The sequence below is a fragment of the Micrococcus sp. KRD012 genome (assembly GCF_017168555.1).
GTDB lineage: Bacteria > Actinomycetota > Actinomycetes > Actinomycetales > Micrococcaceae > Micrococcus > Micrococcus luteus.
Window position 1 is genome coordinate 62229 of the sequence record NZ_JABFBB010000003.1, and the last position, 19682, is coordinate 81910.

The 19682-nt window shown below is 75.5% G+C and carries 21 protein-coding genes and 2 tRNA genes; 11 read left to right on the forward strand and 12 right to left on the reverse strand.

Translation table 11 applies throughout. From position 1 onward, the window contains the following. On the forward strand, positions 1–1163 hold a 1163-nt coding region (locus J1M37_RS00650; protein WP_206451951.1), incomplete at its 5' end, for a pyridoxal phosphate-dependent aminotransferase. A 47-nt stretch (positions 1164–1210) separates the two neighbouring features. On the opposite strand, the gene J1M37_RS00655 is transcribed toward J1M37_RS00650, so the two are convergent. After that, positions 1211–1909, reverse strand: a complete 699-nt coding sequence (locus J1M37_RS00655) for a LuxR C-terminal-related transcriptional regulator (RefSeq protein WP_036317741.1) — start codon at positions 1907–1909, stop codon at positions 1211–1213. After that, positions 1906–3165: an ATP-binding protein gene (locus tag J1M37_RS00660; protein WP_036317738.1), complete on the reverse strand. Its 1260-nt coding sequence runs from the start codon at positions 3163–3165 to the stop codon at positions 1906–1908. The genes J1M37_RS00655 and J1M37_RS00660 overlap by 4 nt, the downstream gene beginning before the upstream one ends. Before the next feature lie 235 nt (positions 3166–3400). On the opposite strand from J1M37_RS00660, the gene J1M37_RS00665 reads away from it, so the two are divergent. From J1M37_RS00665 to J1M37_RS00675, 3 genes are all read left to right on the forward strand, one after another. After that, entirely contained in the window at positions 3401–4330 is a 930-nt protein-coding gene (locus J1M37_RS00665) for a PspC domain-containing protein (RefSeq protein WP_342345100.1), read from the forward strand. Positions 4331–4419: 89 nt separating this feature from the next. After that, on the forward strand, positions 4420–5451 hold the full coding sequence (locus J1M37_RS00670) for a 6-phosphofructokinase (protein WP_036317733.1): 1032 nt from the start codon (positions 4420–4422) through the stop codon (positions 5449–5451). Next, positions 5448–6200, forward strand: coding sequence for a hypothetical protein (locus J1M37_RS00675; RefSeq protein ID WP_102708517.1), 753 nt, complete (start codon positions 5448–5450; stop codon positions 6198–6200). The genes J1M37_RS00670 and J1M37_RS00675 overlap by 4 nt, the downstream gene beginning before the upstream one ends. 13 nt (positions 6201–6213) lie before the next feature. On the opposite strand, the gene ygfZ is transcribed toward J1M37_RS00675, so the two are convergent. The 3 genes from ygfZ to J1M37_RS00690 form a co-directional block, all read right to left on the reverse strand. Further along, positions 6214–7410 (reverse strand): CAF17-like 4Fe-4S cluster assembly/insertion protein YgfZ, encoded by a 1197-nt coding sequence (ygfZ, locus tag J1M37_RS00680; protein WP_102708518.1) that lies wholly within the window; start codon positions 7408–7410, stop codon positions 6214–6216. Then, complete coding sequence (locus J1M37_RS00685; RefSeq protein WP_063188690.1) at positions 7407–8075, reverse strand: FABP family protein; 669 nt, start codon at positions 8073–8075, stop codon at positions 7407–7409. Before J1M37_RS00685 ends, ygfZ begins: the two co-directional genes overlap by 4 nt. 187 nt (positions 8076–8262) lie before the next feature. Continuing rightward, positions 8263–9069, reverse strand: a complete 807-nt coding sequence (locus J1M37_RS00690) for a hypothetical protein (RefSeq protein WP_239664486.1) — start codon at positions 9067–9069, stop codon at positions 8263–8265. A gap of 101 nt (positions 9070–9170) precedes the next feature. Here J1M37_RS00690 and mshD point away from each other — a divergent pair, with 101 nt between their 5' ends. From mshD to asd, 7 genes are all read left to right on the forward strand, one after another. Then, positions 9171–10124, forward strand: coding sequence for a mycothiol synthase (mshD, locus tag J1M37_RS00695; RefSeq protein WP_078025939.1), 954 nt, complete (start codon positions 9171–9173; stop codon positions 10122–10124). A gap of 138 nt (positions 10125–10262) precedes the next feature. Next, entirely contained in the window at positions 10263–11273 is a 1011-nt protein-coding gene (locus tag J1M37_RS00700; protein ID WP_041103568.1) for an NUDIX hydrolase, read from the forward strand. Positions 11274–11348: 75 nt separating this feature from the next. Then, entirely contained in the window at positions 11349–11705 is a 357-nt protein-coding gene (locus tag J1M37_RS00705; protein ID WP_041103569.1) for a GNAT family N-acetyltransferase, read from the forward strand. Positions 11706–11787: 82 nt separating this feature from the next. Beyond that, on the forward strand, positions 11788–12618 hold the full coding sequence (locus J1M37_RS00710; RefSeq protein WP_101965853.1) for a thymidylate synthase: 831 nt from the start codon (positions 11788–11790) through the stop codon (positions 12616–12618). Positions 12619–12640: 22 nt separating this feature from the next. Further along, positions 12641–13201: a dihydrofolate reductase gene (locus J1M37_RS00715; RefSeq protein ID WP_036334313.1), complete on the forward strand. Its 561-nt coding sequence runs from the start codon at positions 12641–12643 to the stop codon at positions 13199–13201. A 1-nt stretch (position 13202) separates the two neighbouring features. Next, complete coding sequence (locus J1M37_RS00720; protein ID WP_041103572.1) at positions 13203–13433, forward strand: NF038396 family protein; 231 nt, start codon at positions 13203–13205, stop codon at positions 13431–13433. A 10-nt stretch (positions 13434–13443) separates the two neighbouring features. Beyond that, on the forward strand, positions 13444–14616 hold the full coding sequence (gene asd, locus J1M37_RS00725) for an aspartate-semialdehyde dehydrogenase (protein ID WP_049146263.1): 1173 nt from the start codon (positions 13444–13446) through the stop codon (positions 14614–14616). Between the two features lie 203 nt (positions 14617–14819). Here the strand turns inward: asd and J1M37_RS00730 are convergent, their stop codons facing one another. The 7 genes from J1M37_RS00730 to J1M37_RS00760 all read right to left on the reverse strand — a co-directional run. Continuing rightward, a complete protein-coding gene (locus tag J1M37_RS00730) occupies positions 14820–16019 on the reverse strand; it encodes a UDP-N-acetylmuramate dehydrogenase (protein ID WP_206451952.1) in 1200 nt (399 codons plus the stop codon). Then, positions 16016–16507 (reverse strand): MaoC/PaaZ C-terminal domain-containing protein, encoded by a 492-nt coding sequence (locus J1M37_RS00735; RefSeq protein ID WP_170720998.1) that lies wholly within the window; start codon positions 16505–16507, stop codon positions 16016–16018. Before J1M37_RS00735 ends, J1M37_RS00730 begins: the two co-directional genes overlap by 4 nt. Beyond that, positions 16507–16956, reverse strand: coding sequence for an FAS1-like dehydratase domain-containing protein (locus J1M37_RS00740; RefSeq protein ID WP_206451953.1), 450 nt, complete (start codon positions 16954–16956; stop codon positions 16507–16509). Before J1M37_RS00740 ends, J1M37_RS00735 begins: the two co-directional genes overlap by 1 nt. Before the next feature lie 40 nt (positions 16957–16996). Continuing rightward, positions 16997–17290, reverse strand: coding sequence for a hypothetical protein (locus tag J1M37_RS00745; protein ID WP_036317700.1), 294 nt, complete (start codon positions 17288–17290; stop codon positions 16997–16999). Positions 17291–17379: 89 nt separating this feature from the next. After that, a tRNA-Met gene (locus J1M37_RS00750) sits at positions 17380–17453 on the reverse strand. A 60-nt stretch (positions 17454–17513) separates the two neighbouring features. Then, positions 17514–17585, reverse strand: a tRNA-Thr gene (locus J1M37_RS00755). 87 nt (positions 17586–17672) lie between these two features. Continuing rightward, on the reverse strand, positions 17673–19682 hold a 2010-nt coding region (locus J1M37_RS00760; RefSeq protein ID WP_206451954.1), incomplete at its 5' end, for a DEAD/DEAH box helicase.

A 19682-nucleotide genomic window follows, 5' to 3' on the forward strand; every position in this document is an offset into this window, starting at 1 on the left:
CCCCCTCCGCCACCCTCGCCGTCGACGCCCGCGCCAAGGAGCTCAAGGCCGCCGGGCGCCCGGTGATCGGCTTCGGCGCCGGCGAGCCCGACTTCCCCACCCCGGACTACATCGTGGAGGCCGCCGTCGCCGCGGCCCGGGACCCGAAGAACCACCGCTACTCCCCCGCCGCCGGCCTGCCCGAGCTGCGCGAGGCGATCGCGGCCAAGACGCTGCGCGACTCCGGCGTGTCCCTCGAGGCCGCCCAGGTGCTCGTGACCAACGGCGGGAAGCAGGCCGTGTACAACGCCTTCGCCGCCCTGCTGGACCCGCAGGACGAGGTGCTCGTCCCCGCCCCCTACTGGACCACCTACCCCGAGGCGATCCGCCTGGCCGGGGGCGTGTCGGTGGAGGTGTTCGCCGGCCCCGAGCAGGGCTACAAGGTCACCGTGGACCAGCTCGACGAGGCCGTCACGGACCGCACCAAGGTGCTCCTGTTCGTCTCCCCCTCCAACCCCACCGGCGCCGTGTACTCCCCCGAGGAGACGGCGGCGATCGGCCGGTGGGCACGGGAGCGGGGGCTGTGGGTGGTCACCGACGAGATCTACGAGCACCTGACCTACGACGGCATGCCGTTCACCTCGATCGTCCGCGCCGTGCCCGAGCTGGCGGAGCAGTCCGTGATCCTCAACGGCGTCGCCAAGACCTACGCCATGACGGGCTGGCGCGTCGGCTGGATGGCCGGTCCGCTGGACGTGGTCAAGGCCGCCACGAACCTGCAGTCCCACGCCACCTCGAATGTGGCCAACGTGTCGCAGCGGGCCGCGCTGGCCGCCGTCGCCGGCCCGTTGGACGCCGTGGCGGAGATGAAGACGGCGTTCGACCGCCGGCGCCGGGCCATGGTCGAGGCCATGGACGCCGTGCCGGGCTTCCACTGCCCCACCCCGCAGGGCGCGTTCTACGCGTACGTGGACGTGCGGGAGGCGCTCGGGAAGACCTACCGCGGGGGCGTCACCCCCACGACGTCGGCCGAGCTGGCCGCCTTCATCCTCGACGAGGCGGAGGTCGCCGTGGTCCCGGGCGAGGCGTTCGGCCCGTCCGGCTACCTGCGACTGTCCTACGCGTTGGGCGATGCGGACCTCGCGGAGGGCGTCGAGCGCATCCGCGCCCTGCTCAGCGCCTGAGCCGCACACCCCACCCCTGAGCCCCGCGACGCCGCGCGCCGCGGGGCTCAGGCGTATCCGCGGCGCGCGGCCCAGCGGGTCAGCTCGTGGCGGTTGGAGAGCTGGAGCTTGCGCAGCACGGAGGACACGTGGGTCTCGACCGTGCGGTCCGAGATGAACAGCTCCGCCCCGGCCTCCCGGTAGGTGTATCCGCGGGCGATCAGCCGCATGACCTCCCGCTCCCGTGCCGAGAGCCGGTCGAGGTCCTCGTCGGGGGCCGCAGCCCCGCTCGTCGCCGCAGCGGTGACGGGCGGAGGCGCGGGCGCCGTGCCGCGGAAGGCGTCGAGGACGAACCCGGCCAGCCGGGGCGAGAACACGGCGTCGCCGTCGGCCACGCGGACCGCCGCGTCCGCCACCTCGGCGCCGGAGGCCGTCTTGGTGATGTAGCCGCGGGCCCCCGCACGGATCACGGCGACGACGTCCTCGGCCGCGTCCGAGACGGACAGGGCCAGGAACCGCTGCGCGGGTCGGCGCGCGAGGACACGCTCGGCCACCTCCGCTCCCCCGCCGCCGGCCCCGCCGGGCAGGTGCACGTCCAGCAGCACCACATCCGGCGCCAGGTCCAGCACGGCGCGGACGGCCTCGTCCACGTCCCCGGCCTCGCCGAGAATGGCCAGTCGGTCCGGGTCCAGGTCGGCGCGCAGGCCGGAGCGGAAGATCGCGTGGTCGTCCACGATGACGGCCGTGCGCGGGGCGGGGTCGGTCATGGGTGCTCCTGTCCGGTGCGCGCTCGCGCACCCTCGGGCTCGGCCAGCGTCAGGTGGACCTCGGTGCCGCCCGGGCCGGACCGGATGCGGGCGGTCCCGCCGGCACGCTCCATGCGGCCGAGGATCGACTCCCGCACGCCGAGCCGGTCGGCCGGGACCGTGGGCAGGTCGAAGCCGGGGCCGCGGTCCCGGACGAACACCTCCGCGACGGTGCGGCCGCGGTCGTCCTCACCGGCCTCCGCGAAGACCTGCGCGTCGCCGGCGTGCCGGGCCGCGTTCTGCATGGCCTCGCGTGCCGCGGCCGCGAGCGGCTCGAGCCACGCCCCCGCGGCCCGCCCCACGGCCACGACCTCCACCCGGGCCCCGTGGGCGTCCTCGACGGCGGCGGCGTGCTGGTCGAGCGCCTCCGCCAGGGAGTGCGGGCCGCCGCGGGAGTCCAGGGCGAGGAACTGACGCAGCTCACGCTCCTGGGCGCGGGCCACCCGGGCCACCACGTCCGCGTCCTGGGCGCGCCGCTGGATGAGGGCGAGGGACTGCAGCACCGAGTCGTGCAGGTGCGCCGCGATCTCGGCGCGCTGGGCCTGCACCGCGAACGCGGTCCGCTCCGCGTCGCGTCGGCGCAGCCAGGCCAGGGCGTAGGGCATGGCCACCAGCGCCGCGCCGGCGAGCATCGCGACGGCGGCCAGCAGAGCCCGCCACAGCTCGCCCGAGCTCACGGCGCCCAGGACGATGGCCAGCACCGCCAGCAGCACGAGGGCCGTGCCGAGCACGAGGCGGACCAGTCGTCCGCTCCGCCCGGCCCGGGGCCCGCCCGCCAGGTCGAGCTGCATCCAGGCCAGGCCGAGGCCGATCACGAGGACGGCCACCGGGCCCACGAGCGCCCAGTCGACGGTGAGGCCGAGGCCGTCCGCGACGGTCAGCACGCCCACGCCGAGCACCACGGCGGCCAGCAGCACCGGCCAGCCGCCCTCGCGCACCCGCTCGAGCACCTCGGGGGCGCGACCACGCAGGGTGGGGGCGTCGGCGGCGGGGGCGCCGTCCGGACCCTCCTCCGGCATGAGCAGCCAGAGCCACACGTACAGGGCCAGGCCCGCGCCGCCCAGCAGGCTCAGCAGCGCCAGGGCCGCGCGGACGCGGCCGGCGGGCATCCCGAGGTGCCGGGCGAGCCCCGCGGCGACGCCGGACACCGGACGGTCGGCCCCGTGCCGCATCAACGGCGGACGCGGGGCCGGCGCGGGCGCGGACGGGGTGGGCATGCCCCCATCCTGCCGTGTCGGACGGGGCGGCACATCCGGGGAGGATTCCGGGAGTTCCCGGATGGGCGGGGGCCGCAGGCGGACGAGGATGGAGACATGACGAGCACACACGACCCGTTCACCGGCCCGCCCCGGCCCCCACGTCGCCCCCGACGGAGCCGCCTCGGGCGAGACCGGCCCCGACGGACTGGACGCCCTGCCGGGCTGGCTGCGCCGCGCCGTCCTGAGCTGGGGCGTGCGCCGCTCGCCGGCCTCGTGGGTCGGCGGGGTGCTCGGCGGGGTGGCCGAGCGCTACCGCATCGACCCGCTGCTCGCCCGCGGCGTGTTCGTCGCCGTGTGCATGGTCTCCGCGGGCCTGGGCCTGCTGGCCTACGCGGCCGCCTGGGCCGTGCTCCCCGACGCCGACGGACGCGTGCAGTTCGGCCGCCTGCGCCGCAGGGAGTGGCAGGACGCCACCGTGGCCATCGGCGTGATCGGGGCGATCGGCGCCCTCAACCTGCTGCTCGGCGCCGGGTTCACCCTCATCGCCCCGGCCGTGGGCGGCCCCGGCTCCCTCCTGGGCCTGGGCGCGCTGGCCGTGCTCGTCTGGTGGCTCGTGACCCGCTGGGACGGCCGGGCGCAGGCCCGCGTGGCCCCGGGCCGGGCCCCCGACGCCGACCAGCCCAGCCACGCCGTGCCGCGCCCGGCCTGGTACGTCGGCGGAGGTCCGCGCGAGCGGGCGGCCGAGGTCACCGACCCGCACGGCTTCCACCCCGAATGGATCGACCCCGCGACCGGCACCTGGCGCGACCACGTCCACTCCCGCGAGCGGCGAGCCGCGGCGCGCCTGGCCGAGGAGGCCCCCCGGGCAGCCACCGCCCCGACCGGCTCGGGGTCCGCAGCCACGGCCGCGAAGCCGCGCCTCGGGCCGATCGCGCAGGCCGCCACCTACGCCGGGGCCGTCCTCGCCGCGCTCGCCGCCCTCGGGATCAGCCTGCTGCTCGGTGTCGGTCCGACCCCCACGCTGCTGGCGGTGCCGATGCTCGTGGCCGCGCTCGCGGTGATCGCCCCCGTCCTGCTGGGCGCTCTGCTCAGCGGCCGTCGTCCCGGCACCCTCGGCCCGGCGAGCGGCATCCTCGTGGGTGCGACGGCCCTCCAGGTCGCCGTCCTCGTGGCCCTCGGCTGACCCGCCGCCCGTCGCCCGTCCCCTGACGCGACGCGGCGGGCACGCCTAGGGTGGTGCCGACCCCCACGAGAACGCCCGAGAGGACCCCCATGCGCGTCGGAATGCTCACCTCCGGAGGCGACTGCCCCGGCCTCAACGCCGTCATCCGCTCCGCCGTCCTGCACGGCATCAAGTCGTACGACATGGAGATGGTGGGCATCCGCAACGGGTGGTCCGGCCTGATCGAGAAGGACGTCGAGGACCTGCCCCGCTCCCGCGTGCGCGGCCTGGCCCGCACCGGCGGCACCATCCTCGGCACCTCCCGCACGCACCCCTACAACGCGGAGGGCGGCGGCCCGGAGAACATGCTCCGCAACCTGCGCGAGCTGGACATCGACGCCGTCATCGCGATCGGCGGCGAGGGCACCCTGGCCGGCGCGAACCGCCTGGCCGCGGACGGGCTGCCGATCGTGGGCGTGCCCAAGACGATCGACAACGACCTGCAGGGCACCGACTACACGTTCGGCTTCGACACGGCCGTGCAGATCGCCACGGACGCCATGGACCGGCTGCGCACCACGGGCGAGTCCCACCACCGCTGCATGGTCGCCGAGGTCATGGGCCGCCACGTCGGCTGGATCGCCCTGCACTCGGGCATGGCCGCCGGCGCCCACGCGATCCTCATCCCCGAGGTCCGCACCCCGATGTCCCAGGTCGCCGAGTGGGTGCAGCAGGTCCACGACCGCGGTCGCTCCCCGCTGGTCGTGGTGGCGGAGGGCTTCGTCCCCGAGGGCCACGACGATCCGCTGGCCGAGGCCGGGGTCGAGGCGTCCGGCCGGCCGCGTCTGGGCGGCATCGGCGAGTGGGTGACCCGCGAGATCGAGGAGATGACGGGCATCGAGACGCGCAGCACCATCCTGGGCCACATCCAGCGCGGCGGCGCCCCCACCGCCACGGACCGCGTGCTCTCCACGCGCTTCGGCATGGGCGCCGTCGACCTCGTCGCCCAGCGCCGCTGGGGACAGATGGTGGCGGCCAACGGCACGGAGATCATCTCCATCCCCATGAGCGCCGCCCTCAAGGGCCTCAAGAAGGTGCCGGTCTCCCGCTACGACGAGGCGAAGATCCTGTTCGGCCGGTGAGACCCGACCACCCCGCCGTCGGCGTGCTGGCCCTCGGGCTGGCGCGTCGGCTCGGCCTGCCCGACACCGCGCTCCTGCCCGGCGACGCCCCGGCGGCGGGCGCCGAGCCGCGCCGCATCGAGGTGGCCCGGCAGGGCGTCGCCGAGGCGGAGGTGCTGGCCCTGCCCTGGGCCACCGTCGTGGCGGGGCCGGCGTGGTTCACGCGTGCCTGCCGCGGCGTGCCCGCCGAGGCGCTGGGCGTGGAGTCGGCCCTGCTGCGGACGGCGGTGCGCGCCGCCGCCGGGGAGGCCGTGCGCTCCCGCGGCGAGTTCACGCTCTACGCCGCCGAGGAACCGCCGCCGGTCGACCCCTCGCGCACCGTCAACGTGTCCGACGACCCCGCCCACGTCCACGCCGTGGTCGCGCAGGCCCCCGCAGACGACGTGGCCGAGGCGGGTGTCCCCTCCTGGGAGTCCTCGGTCGCGCTCGTTCCCGACGACGGCGCGGGACGGGCGATCGAAGCCGCGGTGGCGGCGGCGGGGCATCGCGTGACGGGCGGCGTGCTGGCCTCGCTGGGCACCCTCACCCCACCGCGGCTGCGCGGTCGTGGGCTCGGCCGCTACGCGGTGGCCGTGGCGATGGACCGGGCGGCGCTGGAGGGGCTGCTGCCGTTCGCCGAGGTGCCGGCGGGCCACACGGCCGCGCACCACGTGGCGATCGCCGTCGGGCTGGAGGCGGCGGGCACGCGGACCGTCCTCGCGCTGGACTGAGCCGGCGAGTCGGTCAGCGCAGGCGGCCCACGCCGCGCGGTCGGCCGACGACCTGCCCGGCGTCCGGGGACACGAGCGGCTCCTGGCTCGCGGCGATCCAGCCGCCCTCGGCGGCACCGTCCTCGCCGGGAGCGTCCTCGCGGACCAGCAGCTCGGCGTCCACGGGCACCGTGCGCTTGAGCAGCGCCAGGGCGACGGCGCCCGCCTCATGGTGCTGGGCCGCGGCGGTGACCGTCCCCACCGGACGGGCGGCGGCGCGGGCCTCGGGCGTGTCCTCGGCCGGCCGGAGGATCACGGGGGCACCGTGCTCGGGGAGCGCGTGGACGGAGCCGTCCAGGAGCAGGCGGGTGAGGCGGCGGGGCGGGCGGCCCAGGTTGTGCACGCGCGCCACGGTCTCCTGACCGCGGTAGCAGCCCTTCTCGAGGTGCACGGCGGTGCGCAGCAGGTCCAGCTCGTGCGGGATCGCGCGGTCGTCCACGTCGAGGGCCCGGCGGGGGCGGCCGGCCTCGATGCGCAGCGCCTCGGCCGCCGTCGTGCCCGCCAGGGACCAGCCCGCGAGCACGCCCGTGCCGAGCGCGCGGACGGTGGCCTCGAGGTCGGCCCGGGTGACGAGGTACTCGCGCCAGGACCAGTCCGCACCCGGGTGGGTCGCCGGATCCGGATCGGCCGTGTAGGCCCAGCCGCCCGCCCCGACGCGCGGCCACGGGTCCAGCCACACGGTGCGGTCCTCCCAGCCGGGCACGGGCGCGGTGGCGCCCACGACGGCGACCGCCCCGGTGTGGTCCCGCAGCGTGACGTCGTGGGAGAAGCGCATCGAGGTGAGCCACGCGGCGAGGCCCGGGCCGTCCTCGCGGTCCGTGACGAGCCAGGCCGCGGCGCCGTCCTCGAGCAGGTGGGCGGCGTGCTCGATCCGCCCCTGCACGTCGAGGAAGAGGATCTCGGTGCTCGTGCCGGGGGGCAGCGTCTCGACGTGCTGCGTGCCGAGCGTGTGCAGCCAGCTCAGCCGGTCCGGGCCGGACACGGAGAGCACGGCCCGGTGGGAGAGGTCCACCAGGGCGCGGCCCCGGGCGAGGGCGCGCTGCTCGGGCAGGGGGCGACCGTAGTGCGCGGCGACGCCGGCGTCCGGGCCGAGGCCCTCGACGGCGCCGCCGGCCGGCCCCTGCGGCTCGGCCACGGCCAGGTCCAACAGCGGGCTGCGGGAGGCTGTCACGACTGCTCCCCGCGAGCCCCGCGAGGACGCTCGGCCCCCGGGGCGAGCCGACCCTCGGCCGCGCTCGGCATGCGGTCCAGGATGGCGGAGGCGTGCGCCTCGAGCTCGGCGCCCGCGGCGTCCGCGACGTCCCAGCGCCAGAACAGCTGCCCGTTCACGAGACCGGCCATGCGGGTGGCCCGGTGGTACGGGCCGGCGGCGGAGCCACTCAGGACCGCGTCCGTGGCCAGCTGCAGCTGCGGGCCCTTGATGCGGCCGTAGTACAGCTCGGACAGCGAGCCCGGATGCGTGATGGTGGCGGTCAGGCCGAAGCCCTCGTCGCCGGCGCGCAGCCGCTCGACGTCCTCGGCGGAGCGGAACGCGGGGACGATGTCCGCCGGGCGCATGCCGGGGCCGACGTCGCCGTCGCGCCGCGCCCGGTCCACCTGCCAGAAGCCGGACTCCACGGTCAGCGGACGCAGCAACGTGCCGTCCGCCTCGCACAGCCACGACTCCGCGCGGTACTCGACGAACGGCAGACCGTGCTCGGTGAAGTCCACCCGCTGGTAGAAGATCTCGGTGCCGGCGGAGCCGTCGCCGAGGCGACCCTGGCCCTCCCAGCTGCCGATGAGCCAGGACAGGGGCGCGAGCTCGGGGGTGAGGTCATAGGGGAGTTCAGTCGCCATGGCAGATCACGGCGCGGCCCGACAGCGGGCCGCGCGTCCTCAGCGCTGGCCCTTGAAGAGGCCGCTGATGACGACCGCGGCGACGGCGGCCATGCCCAGGCCGGCCAGGACCACGAGGGCCAGGAAGAAGATCTCGAGCGCAAGAAGGGTATCCATGCGGGACATCCTACCGAGCGGGCCCGACCTGTCAGGCCAGGAAGCCCACCATGACGTGCGCCACGACGCCGGCCGCTCCCACGGGCGCCAACGCGAGGGCGTAGCCCGCCCGGCGCGGGCGCAGGGTGGTGCCCACCGGCCGGTCCTCGGGCCGCGGCCGCGACGACGGCGCCGTGGCGGCGGTCAGGGACACCAGCACGGCCACCGCGAGCGCCGCGGCCATGACGGCCGGCCGGTCCCGGGCGCCCACGCCGGCCAGCGCGGAGACGGGCCACGCGAGCACCGTGCTGAGGGGGATGACCACGAGCGCCAGGACTCCCGGCCGGCCCTGCATCCACGGGGTGAGGCCGACGAGGGAGACCGCGGCCACCGTGACCGCCAGCGTGATGACCAGCCCGGCGACCGCGGGGGTGTCGCTCCAGCGTGAGACGGCCACCCAGCACGCTGTCACGACGGCCACGAACGCCCCGCCCATCGTGGCGACGGTGGACTCGAGGCGCAGCGGCCGGCCGGTCCCGCGCACCAGCTGGACGACGAACGAGGCCATGGTGCTCCAGGCGACGACGACGGCGAGCGGCTCGAAGAGCGTCCAGGCCCCGCTGTGGCCGTCCTCGAGCGGCGGCCACAGCAGCATGAGCAGCACCGCGGCGCCCCCGGCGACGGCCAGGGTGACGCTGAGCGAGAGGCGCGCGGGCGCCCCCATCTGCCGCGGCCAGCCCCAGGCGATGACCAGGATCACGACGGCGGCGGCGAGGGCGGCGGGGACCGGGCCCAGCAACGCGGCACCGCCCAGGACGAGGGCGGCGACGGCCGCACTCAGGGCCATGGACAAGCGCATCACCTGCCCCATCCTGCCAGGTGCGCACCGGCTCGGCCCTGGGCGGGCGACGGCGGGGCGCACCTCGCGGGCCACCGTCCTCCTTCCGTAGGGTGGCCGGCATGGCCGAACACCCCACCCCCACGACCTCCGACGCCGACGGCATGCCGCGCGTCGTCACCCCGCGCCCGGAGGAGGCGAGCGCCGTCCTGGACCTGGCCGACCGCGCCGGGGCGGCGGACGGTCATCCCCCGCTGTCGGACCAGACGCGCGTGCTGCTCGCCCGCGGCGGGCAGCTCTGGTGGGGGGCCACCCGGGGCCCGGACGGGGCGATCGACGGGGCGGCCGTGCTCGTGCCCGAGGGCACGGCGGCCGTGCTCGAGCTCGTCGTCGACCCGACCGCACGCCGCACCGGCCGGGGGACGGTCCTGGCCGACGCCGCGGCCGCCGCGGTCCGGGACCTGGCGCGGGAGGAGACCACGAGCGTCTGGGCCCACGGCATGCTCCCGGGGGCGGTCCGGCTCGCCCGGCGGCACGGCCTCGAGCCCGTCCGCGAGCTGCGCCGGATGCGCCTGTCGCACGCGGCGCTCGCGGCCCTGCCGGAGGTGCGGCTCGCCGACGGGGTGGCCCTGCGCGGCTTCGTCCCCGGCCAGGACGAGCAGGCCTGGCTGGACGTGAACGCCGCCGCCTTCGCGGACCACCCCGAACAGGGCAGCCTGACCCGCGCCGACCTCGACGACCGCATGGCGGAGGACTGGTTCGACGCCGACGGCCTCCTGCTCGCCGCCCGCGAGGCGGACGGGCGGCTGCTCGGCTTCCACTGGACGAAGGTGGAGCCGGATGCCGGAGCCGACGGCCCGCGCGTCGGGGAGGTGTACGCCGTGGGCGTCTCCCCCGACGCCCAGGGCCTCGGCCTCGGTCGGGCCCTCACCCTGGCGGGGCTGCACCGGATGGCGGAGCAGGGGGTCGACGTCGTGGACCTGTACGTGGACGCGGACAACACGGCCGCCGTCACGCTCTACGCGTCCCTCGGCTTCGAGCTGTTCGCCGCCGACGCCCAATACCGCCGCCCCTGAGACCCTCGGGCGGGGACCGGCCGGGCACATCCCGGCGGCCTCGTATCCTGGTGGGGCCGGCCCCCGCGGGGTCGGCCACGCCCCGTGCCCTGCCCCAGCAGTCGTCGCGGCCGCCGCACCTCGAGAGGAACCCGCCCCATGCCCTCGTCCCACGCCGACCGCGTCGCCCGCTGGTCCACGGAGGACCGTGTCTCGGAAGGCCCCCGCGCCGAGGTGCTGGCCGCCGGCATGCTGCCGTGGCGCCGCGTGCCCGGCGGCCTCGAGGTGATGGTGATCCACCGGCCCCGCTACGACGACTGGTCGTGGCCCAAGGGCAAGCTCGATCCGGGTGAGACCCTGCCGGAGTGCGCGGTGCGCGAGCTGCGCGAGGAGGTCGGCCTCGAGCTGCGGCCGGGCATCCCGCTGTGCGTGACGGCGTACGAGGTGCCCGGCAAGCGGGGCGCACGTCAGAGCAAGGAGGTCTGGTACTGGGCCGCCGAGGTCGACGGCCAGCGCGCCCTCCCCGACGGCGACGAGGTGGACGAGGTCCGCTGGGTCGGGCCGGACGAGGCCCGGCGGCTGCTGACGAACGACTCGGATCACGAACCGCTCGACCTGCTGCTGCGTGCCGCCTCCCGGGGGCGCCTGCGGACCGTGCCGCTGCTGGTGCTGCGCCACGCCAAGGCCAAGCCCCGCTCCTCGTGGTCCCGCGCCGAGCAGGAGCGCCCGCTGGCGGCGACGGGCCGGCGGCAGGCGCTCGCCGTCGAGGGCCTCGTGTCGGCCTGGCGGCCGGAGCGGCTGGTCTCCTCCCCGTGGCGCCGCTGCGTGGAGACGCTGGCCCCGCTCGTGAAGTCCAGCCGGCTGCCGCTGAAGACCAAGGGCGCGTTCACGGAGACCACGGCCCGGGAGAAGCCCAAGAAGACCCGCAAGGTGATGGCCGAGCTCATGGGCCGCTCCCGGCCGCTGGTCGTGTGCACGCACCGGCCGGTGCTGCCGACCCTGTTCGAGGTGGTCGAGGACGCGGCCGCCGGCCAGGCGGACCGCGTGCTGCGGGCCCTGCCGACCGAGGATCCGTGGCTGCGGCCCGGCGCTGTGCTGGTGGCGCACCGCGCGCTCGACCTCGACGGCGACGTGGTGGCCGTCGAGGTCTACGACCCCTGGGACGACTGAGCCGCCCGCGCCGGCCTCGGCCCGCACGACCGGGCCACCGTTGAGCGGGCCCGCCCCCGGCCCTAGGCTCGGGTCATGGAGAACACCGCCGCCCAGAGCCAGCCCGAGAAGATCGTCCACGAGCGCCTCACGGTGACCCGGGACCCGGACCGTCAGCGCTTCGAGCTGCGCCAGGACGGGACCTTCATCGGGTTCCTCGGCTACGACCAGGAGACCGTGCGCGGCGCGGACGGCGAGGACACCGTGGTCCTGCGCCTGCAGCACACCATCATCGACGAGCAGTTCGGCCGCCGCGGTTATGCCCGCGCCCTCGTGACCATGGTCCTGGACCGGCTGCGCGCGGAGGGTGACCGGATCGTGCCCGAGTGCTCCTACGTGGAGGACTACCTGCGCCGCTACCCCGAGTACCAGGACATGGTCTTCCACGGCTGACCGGGGGCGGGGCCCTGCCCTGCCGGTACCCGCCTCCGCCGGGCCGTCGACGACGCTCAGCGCGTCCGCTCGGATCGCTAGAGTGGACCGGGTGAGCATCCCCACCCCCTACGAGGACCTCCTCGCCGACGTGATGGCCCACGGGGCCGTCAAGACGGACCGGACCGGCACGGGCACGCGCAGCGTGTTCGGCCGCCAGCTGCGCTTCGACCTGGCCGAGTCCTTCCCGCTGATCACGACCAAGCGCGTGCACTTCAAGTCGGTCGCGCTCGAGCTGCTGTGGTTCCTGCGCGGGGACTCGAACGTGCGGTGGCTCCAGGAGCGCGGCGTGCGGATCTGGAACGAGTGGGCGGACGAGGACGGCGAGCTCGGCCCCGTCTACGGCGTGCAGTGGCGCTCGTGGCCCACCCCGGACGGGGGCCACATCGACCAGATCGCCAAGGTCGTGGAGCAGATCCGGACGAACCCCGACTCGCGCCGGCACATCGTCACCGCGTGGAACCCCGCCGAGGTGGACGAGATGGCGTTGCCGCCGTGCCACGCGCTGTTCCAGTTCTACGTCTCCCCCGGTCAGGACGGCGCCCCCGGGCGGCTCTCATGCCAGCTCTACCAGCGCTCGGCGGACCTGTTCCTCGGCGTGCCGTTCAACATCGCCTCGTACGCGCTGCTCACGGTGATGGTCGCGCAGCAGACCGGGCTGACTCCCGGCGAGTTCGTGTGGACCGGCGGGGACGTGCACATCTACGCGAACCACGAGGAGCAGGTGCGCGAGCAGCTCTCCCGCGAGCCGTACCCGTACCCGCGGCTGCGGCTGCGGCGCACCCCCGCGTCGATCTTCGACTACGACTACGAGGACTTCGAGGTCCTCGACTACCGTCACCACCCCACCATCACGGCGCCGATCGCCGTCTGAGCCGAGGATGCGCAGCGACCCCATGAGCCGGGCCACCCGTCCCACCGAGCCCGTGATCGCCATGATCTGGGCCCAGACCCCCGAGCGCGTCATCGGTCGCGACGGCACCATGCCGTGGCACGTCCCGGAGGACCTCGCGCACTTCCGGGCCCACACGCACGGCCACCCCGTGATCATGGGCCGGCGCACGTGGGAGTCGTTCCCGGCGCGCTTCCGCCCGCTGCCCGGGCGCACGAACATCGTGGTCTCCCGCACCCTGACGGCCACCGAGGAGGCCGGCGCGGAGCTGCGGGCCGCGGGCGCCGTCGTCGTGCCGGACTTCGGGGCGGCCCTGGCCGCCGCGGCCGAGGCCGACGGCTGTGACACCGTGTGGGTGATCGGCGGGGCGACGCTCTACGAGCAGGCCCTCGACGTGGCCTCGCGCGCCGAGGTGACCGTGATCGACGCCGACGTCGACGGCGACACGCACGCCCCGCCGCTCGACGCCCGCTGGCGGCGCACCGCCGTCGACCCCGCCCCCGACGCGTGGCTGGACTCCGCCTCCGGCCCGCGCCACCGCTTCGAACGATGGGAACGCGACTGACATGGCCTCGACCGACTCCGACCAGCGTCTGCTCTCCCCGCAGGCGGTCTCGTTCCTCGCGCTCGTCGCCCTGCCCGTGCTGGCGTTCGTGTGCGCCGTGTTCGGGCTGATCCTCGTGCTGCAGGGCAAGACCCTCGCCGGGCTGGTGTTCCTGCTCGTGCTGACCCAGGTGTTTGCCGTGGGCGGTCTCATCGCGTGGAACAAGCGGAAGCGCGCGCAGCAGGGCCGCTAGCCTGGAGGGCATGACTTCCGCTGCCCCCGCATCTGTGAACGCCCCCGACGCGGCCGCCGTGCCCACCGTGGGCCTGGTCGGCTGGCGCGGCATGGTGGGGTCCGTCCTCCTGCAGCGCATGGCCGAGGAGGGCGACTTCGCCCGTATCCATCCCGTCTTCTTCTCCACGTCCAACGCCGGCGGTCCCGCGCCCGTGCTCGAGGGCATGGCCGGTGACCCGGGCGTGCTCCAGGACGCGTACGACGTGGACGCGCTCAAGGCCCTGCCCGTGATCCTCACCGCGCAGGGCGGGGACTACACGCAGGCCGTGTACCCGAAGCTGCGCGCCGCCGGCTGGGACGGCATCTGGATCGACGCCGCCTCCACCCTGCGCATGGCGGACACCTCCGTGATCGCACTGGACCCCGTGAACCGCGGCGTGATCGACGCCGCCCTGGCGAACGGGACGAAGGACTTCATCGGCGGCAACTGCACCGTCTCCTGCATGCTCATGGGCCTCGGTGGCCTGTTCAAGGCGGGCCTGGTCGAGTGGGGCACCGCCATGACCTACCAGGCGGCCTCCGGCGGCGGTGCCCGGCACATGCGCGAGCTGCTCACCCAGTACGCCGAGCTGGGCGGCGCGGTGCGGGCCGAGCTGGCCGATCCGGCGTCGGCGATCCTCGAGATCGACCGCAAGGTGATCGAGCTGCAGCGCGACGGCCTGGACTCGACGCAGTTCGGCGTGCCGCTGGGCGGCTCGCTGATCCCCTGGATCGACTCCGACCTGGGCGACGGCGTCTCCCGCGAGGAGCGCAAGGCCTACGACGAGACCAACAAGGTGCTCGGACTGACCGGGGCGGACCGGATCCCGTTCGACTCGCTGTGCGTGCGGATCGGCGCCATGCGCTCCCACTCGCAGGCCCTCACCCTCAAGCTCACCCGGGACGTGCCGCTGGACGAGGTCGAGCAGATCATCGCCGCGGACAACGAGTGGGTGCAGGTGGTGCCGAACACCAAGGAGGCCACGGTCACCGACCTGACCCCGATCGCCGCGACCGGCACCCTGCAGATCCCCGTCGGCCGGCTGCGCAAGCTCAACATGGGTCCCGAGTACCTGTCGGCGTTCACCGTCGGCGACCAGCTGCTGTGGGGTGCGGCCGAGCCCGTGCGCCGCATGCTGATGATCGCCACCGGCAACCTCTGAGCCGCGACGCCGGCGCGGCGGCGCGCACCCGGCCCAGCCCCGGCCCCCGTACCCGGCCCCCGCCCCCGGCCCCCGTTTTCGTTCGGGAAACGGCGGGTGTTCGGTCGTTGTCGTTCGGGAAACGGCGCCCGCCCCGCCAAGGGGCGCCGTTTCCCGAACGAAAGCACTCCTGGGGGCGCCGTTTCCCGAACGAAAGTGAGGGGTCAGAGGCTGGTGCCGATGATCATCGGCTCGGGGTGCAGCTCGACACCGAAGCGTTCGCGCACACCGTCGCGCACGGTGCGCGCGATCGTCAGGACGTCCTCGGTGGTCGCGTCGCCGCGGTTGGTCATGGCGAGGGTGTGCTTCGTGGACACCGACGCGCGGCCCCCGGCCAGGCCGGTGCCGTCGACTCCGCGGCCGTCCGGACCGCCCTCGCGGGGCCCGACCTCGGGCAGCCCGAAGCCCTTCGCGAAGCCCGCGCGATCGATCAGCCAGGCCGCCGAGAGCTTCACGAGCGGCGTCCCGTCCTCGGCCTCCCCGGCGGCGAACGCCGGGGCGCCCTCGGGCAGGGAGGCCCGCACGGACGCGGGCACGATCGGGTTCGTGAAGTAGCTGCCCGTGGACCACGTGTCCGGGTCCGCCGGGTCGGACACCATCCCCTTGGCGGCCCGCAGGGCCAGCACCTCGCGGCGGACCACCGCGAGCGGGGCATGGGCGCCCTCCTCGACGTCGAGCGCGGCCGCCAGCTGCCCGTAGCGGACCGGCGCCGTCGGCTCGGCGTCGGAGGAGGCGCGACGCAGCCGCAGGTCGATCGAGAGCACGATCCACCGGGGACTCGGCGCGCCGGTCTCCAGCATGGAGCGCTTGATCACGGAGTCGCGGTAGCCGAGGCGCAAATCCGCGGGCGTCAGCTCGACGACGTCCCCCGCCTCCCGGTCCCACGCGCGCAGGGCGACGAGCACCTGCGAGACGTCCGCACCGTACGCGCCGACGTTCTGCACGGGCGTCGCGCCGGCCGAGCCCGGGATGCCCGAGAGCGCCTCGATCCCGCCGAGCCCGTGCGCCACGGTCCATGCGACGGCGTCGTCCCACGGATGGCCCGCCGCGACCCGCACGACGACGGCCTCCCCCTCGTGGCCCGCGAGCCGGGCCCCGTCGCCGACGGGCGGCGCCTCACCCTCGCCGGGCACCGGCCCGTCCAGCACCCCGATGCCCTCGAAGGCCAGCCGCACGACGGTGCCGGGGAAGCCGGAGTCCGCCATGAGGGTGTTGGAACCGCCGCCGAGGACGAACAGGGGCTCGCCCGCCGCGTCGGCGGCGCGCACGGCCTCGATCGCCTCAGCCTCGGTGCGCGCGGTGACCCACGCGCGCGCGGGCCCGCCGACGCGGGTGGTTGTGTGGTCCGCCAGCCGCTCGCTCACGCGCTCTCCCCCGCGGGGTCGGCCAGGCGCACCACGGCCTGCGCCTTGGTCAGCACGCGCGGCTTCGCCGCGTCCGGGTTGGTGACGTTCAGGTCGATCCGCACCGTCCCGGCAGCCTCGTCCACGGCGCCGACCGTGCCGACGACCTCGAGCGTGGCACCGGGGACGGGCGCGCCGTCGTCGTCCGTGCGGACCGTGGTGTCCGCGACGGGCACCATGCCGGTGAAGCGGGTCTGGTAGTCGACGACGGCGCCCGGGTCGCCCGCCCATTCCGAGACGAGCTGCACGGCCGCGCCCATGGTGAGCATCCCGTGGGCGATGACGCCGGGCAGGCCGACGTGCTCGGCGAACGACGGGGACCAGTGGATCGGGTTGCGGTCGCCGGAGGCGCCCGCGTAGGCGACGAGGTCGGCGCGGGTGAACGTGACGGTGCGCGTGCCGACCACCTCGCCCCGGGCGAGGTCGGACAGGCGGGGGGCGGTGCTCATCAGGACTCCTCTCCCCGGACCAGCAGGGTGGACGTGACGGTGGAGACGGGTGCGCCGTCCAGATCCGCGATCTCGGTGACGGTGGTGACCATGCGGTTGCCGCCGAGGGACTTCACGGCCTCGACCCGCACGGTCGCCACGACCTCGTCCCCGGCCACCAGCGGCCGGTGGTGGACGAAGCGCTCGTCCGCGTGGACCACGCGCGAGAAGTCGATCCCCAGCTCGGGATCGGCGACGACGGCGGCCTCGGCGCGCTGGGCGATGACGACGGCGAAGGTCGGCGGGGCGACCAGGTCGGCGTGTCCCAGGGCCCGGGCGGCCGCGACGTCGTGGTGCGCGGGATGCTGGGCCTGCACGGCCTCGGCGAAGGCGCGGACCGCCTCCCGGCCGACCTGGAAGGGTGGCGCGGGCGGATAGCTCCGCCCGGCGACGTCGGGGTTCACGCTCAACTCGGGCCTCCTGCGGGACGGTTCTCGACTGCCGTCCAGCCTAACGGCCGGGGCGCCGCTCCCCCTGCCGGCGGGCGGCCTGGCGGAAGCGCACGAGCTGGGCGGACAGGTGCACGGCGACGCCCGCGCCGAGCACGCCCAGGGCGGTGCCGGAGACGGCGAGGCGTCCGGTGGTCCCGCCGACGACCGCCAGCACGATCCCCACGAGGAACAGCGCGGAGCCGGTCAGCACGAGGGTCCGGTACAGCCGGGAGCCGTGCTCCCACGGGGAGACGAAGCCGCGGGGCGCGGTGGTGCCGCGGGCGGGCTGGTGGGCGGGGCGACGCGTGGACATGCCCGCCAGGCTACCGGGGCGACGGACGGGCCTCGGAACGCGAAAGGACCCGGCCCCTCCGAGGAGGTGACCGGGTCCGTCCGATTCCGTAGCGGCGGGGGGACTCGATCCCCCGACCTCACGATTATGAGTCGTGCGCTCTAACCAGCTGAGCTACGCCGCCACGACACGAGAACGCCCGCACTCACGGTTATCACGCCGCGAGGGCGGGCTCTCATGTCAGAGCCCCGACCGGGAATCGATCCCGGGACCTCCATCTTACCAAGATGGCGCTCTACCACTGAGCTATCGGGGCAACGAGGTGAGACTCTACCAGGGCCCCGGGGCCGATGCAAAATCGGCCCCGGTCACGGCCTCCGGCGGGGTCCGCACCCCGGCCGGATCAGCGGCGGGCGCCCCGATCCGAGCGCTCCTGGGCGCCCCAGCGGGGCTTGCGGCCGCCGGGGCGTCCCCCGCGGTCGCCGCGGAAGCCGCGGTCGTCCCGGTCCTTGCGGAAGCCGCCACGATCCTCGCGGGAGCCGCGGTCGTCCCGGTCCTTGCGGTACCCGCCGCGCTGGCCGCCGTCGCGGTCCCCGCGGAAGCCGCCGCGCTCGCCGCGGTCCTTGCGGAAGCCGCCGCGGCGCTCGCCGCGGTCCTCGCCGTCGCGCTCGGCGCGGGTCGGGCGACCGGTGTCCTTGCGCAGGCCGAGGCGACGGCCGTTGATCTCCGCGTTGGCCGCGGCCTCGAGCTGGGCCGCGGTCATGTCCGCCGGCAGCTCGACGAGCGAGTGGTTGCCGCGCAGGTCGATCGCGCCGATGGCCGAGGCGGGCAGGCCCACCTCGTTCGCCAGCGCGCCCACGATGTTGCCCGGCCGCACGCGGTCCTGGTGGCCGACGGCGATCCAGTACGTCGCGTTGCCGGCCGCGGGCTCCCGGGCCGGGCCACGCGAGCCGCGGCCGTCACTCGTGCCGCGCTCACGGCCGCCGTCGCGCCCACCCTCGCGGCCGCCGTCGCGGTCCTTGCGGCCGCGGGCGCCGCCGAACGGGATCTCCTGCTCGCGGGCCAGCAGCGGGCGCCCGCCCTGGGCCATCATGCCCAGTGCGGCGGCCACGCGCGCCGGCTCGGCCTCGTGCTCGTCGACGTACGCGGCGACGATCTCGCCGAACACCGCCAGCTCCTCCTCCGAGGCGCGCTCGAGGGTGCGGGTGATGCCGTCGGCGAAGCGACGCTTGCGGGCCGCGTTGACGTCGGCGACGGAGGGCACGGCCATCTCCTCGACCTGCTGGCGGGTGGTCCGCTCGATCTGCTTGAGCAGGAAGCGCTCACGCGGGGTCATGAAGAGCACGGCGTCGCCCTGTCGGCCGGCGCGGCCGGTGCGGCCGATGCGGTGCACGTAGGACTCGGCGTCCTGCGGGATGTCGTAGTTGACCACGTGCGAGATGCGCTCAACGTCCAGGCCGCGGGCGGCGACGTCGGTGGCCACGAGGATGTCCACGCGGCCGGCCTTCAGGTCCTCGACGGTCTTCTCGCGCTGCTTCTGGGCGATGTCGCCGGAGATGGCCACGGCCTTGAACCCGGCGCGCGTGAGCTTCTGGGCGAGCTCCTCGGTGCCGGCACGGGTGCGCACGAAGGCGATGACGCCGTCGTGCTCCTCGGTCTCGAGGATCCGGCTCAGGGCCTCGAACTTCCACTGGTGGCCCACCTGCAGGTAGCGCTGGCGGATCGTGGCGGACGTCGTCGACTGACGGGCGACGGCCACCTCCTCCGGGGCGTTCAGGTACTGGGCGGAGATGCGGCGGATGGCCGGGGGCATGGTGGCGGAGAACAGCGCGGTCTGCTTCGTGTCCGGCGTGGAGGCGAGGATGCGGTCCACCTCCTCCGCGAAGCCCATGCGCAGCATCTCGTCCGCCTCGTCCAGCACGAGGGTCTGCAGATCGGAGAGGTCCAGCGAGCCGCGCTCGAGGTGGTCGATCACGCGGCCCGGCGTGCCGACGACGACCTGCGCACCCCGACGCAGTCCGGCCAGCTGCGGGCCGTACGGGGAGCCGCCGTAGACGGCGAGCACGGAGACGTCGTCGAGGTGCTTGGCGTAGCTGTCGAAGGCGTCGGCCACCTGGAGGGCGAGCTCGCGGGTCGGGGCGAGCGCGAGCACCTGCGGGGTGTCCGCGCGCCCGGTCACGTCCGTGGTCTCGGCGAGGCGGGACAGGGCCGGCAGCGCGAACGCACCGGTCTTGCCGGTGCCGGTCTGGGCCAGGCCCACGACGTCGCGGCCGTCCAGCAGCAGCGGGATGGTCGCCTCCTGGATCGGCGAGGGGCGGGTGTAGCCCAGGTCTTCGACGGCGGCCAGCACGCGGGCGTCCAGGCCGAGGTCCAGGAAGGTGGGGCCGGCCGGTTCGGCGGGAGCCTCGGGGGC

Excerpts from the sequence above, each read along its gene's own strand:
- J1M37_RS00655 (WP_036317741.1), bottom strand. The coding sequence starts at position 1,909 with ATGACCGACCCCGCCCCGCGCACGGCCGTCATCGTGGACGACCACGCG.
- J1M37_RS00660 (WP_036317738.1), bottom strand. The coding sequence starts at position 3,165 with ATGCCCACCCCGTCCGCGCCCGCGCCGGCCCCGCGTCCGCCGTTGATG.
- J1M37_RS00670 (WP_036317733.1), top strand. The coding sequence starts at position 4,420 with ATGCGCGTCGGAATGCTCACCTCCGGAGGCGACTGCCCCGGCCTCAAC.
- J1M37_RS00685 (WP_063188690.1), bottom strand. The coding sequence starts at position 8,075 with ATGGCGACTGAACTCCCCTATGACCTCACCCCCGAGCTCGCGCCCCTG.
- J1M37_RS00690 (WP_239664486.1), bottom strand. The coding sequence starts at position 9,069 with ATGCGCTTGTCCATGGCCCTGAGTGCGGCCGTCGCCGCCCTCGTCCTG.
- mshD (WP_078025939.1), top strand. The coding sequence starts at position 9,171 with ATGGCCGAACACCCCACCCCCACGACCTCCGACGCCGACGGCATGCCG.
- J1M37_RS00700 (WP_041103568.1), top strand. The coding sequence starts at position 10,263 with ATGCCCTCGTCCCACGCCGACCGCGTCGCCCGCTGGTCCACGGAGGAC.
- J1M37_RS00705 (WP_041103569.1), top strand. The coding sequence starts at position 11,349 with ATGGAGAACACCGCCGCCCAGAGCCAGCCCGAGAAGATCGTCCACGAG.
- J1M37_RS00715 (WP_036334313.1), top strand. The coding sequence starts at position 12,641 with ATGAGCCGGGCCACCCGTCCCACCGAGCCCGTGATCGCCATGATCTGG.
- J1M37_RS00720 (WP_041103572.1), top strand. The coding sequence starts at position 13,203 with ATGGCCTCGACCGACTCCGACCAGCGTCTGCTCTCCCCGCAGGCGGTC.
- asd (WP_049146263.1), top strand. The coding sequence starts at position 13,444 with ATGACTTCCGCTGCCCCCGCATCTGTGAACGCCCCCGACGCGGCCGCC.
- J1M37_RS00735 (WP_170720998.1), bottom strand. The coding sequence starts at position 16,507 with ATGAGCACCGCCCCCCGCCTGTCCGACCTCGCCCGGGGCGAGGTGGTC.
- J1M37_RS00745 (WP_036317700.1), bottom strand. The coding sequence starts at position 17,290 with ATGTCCACGCGTCGCCCCGCCCACCAGCCCGCCCGCGGCACCACCGCG.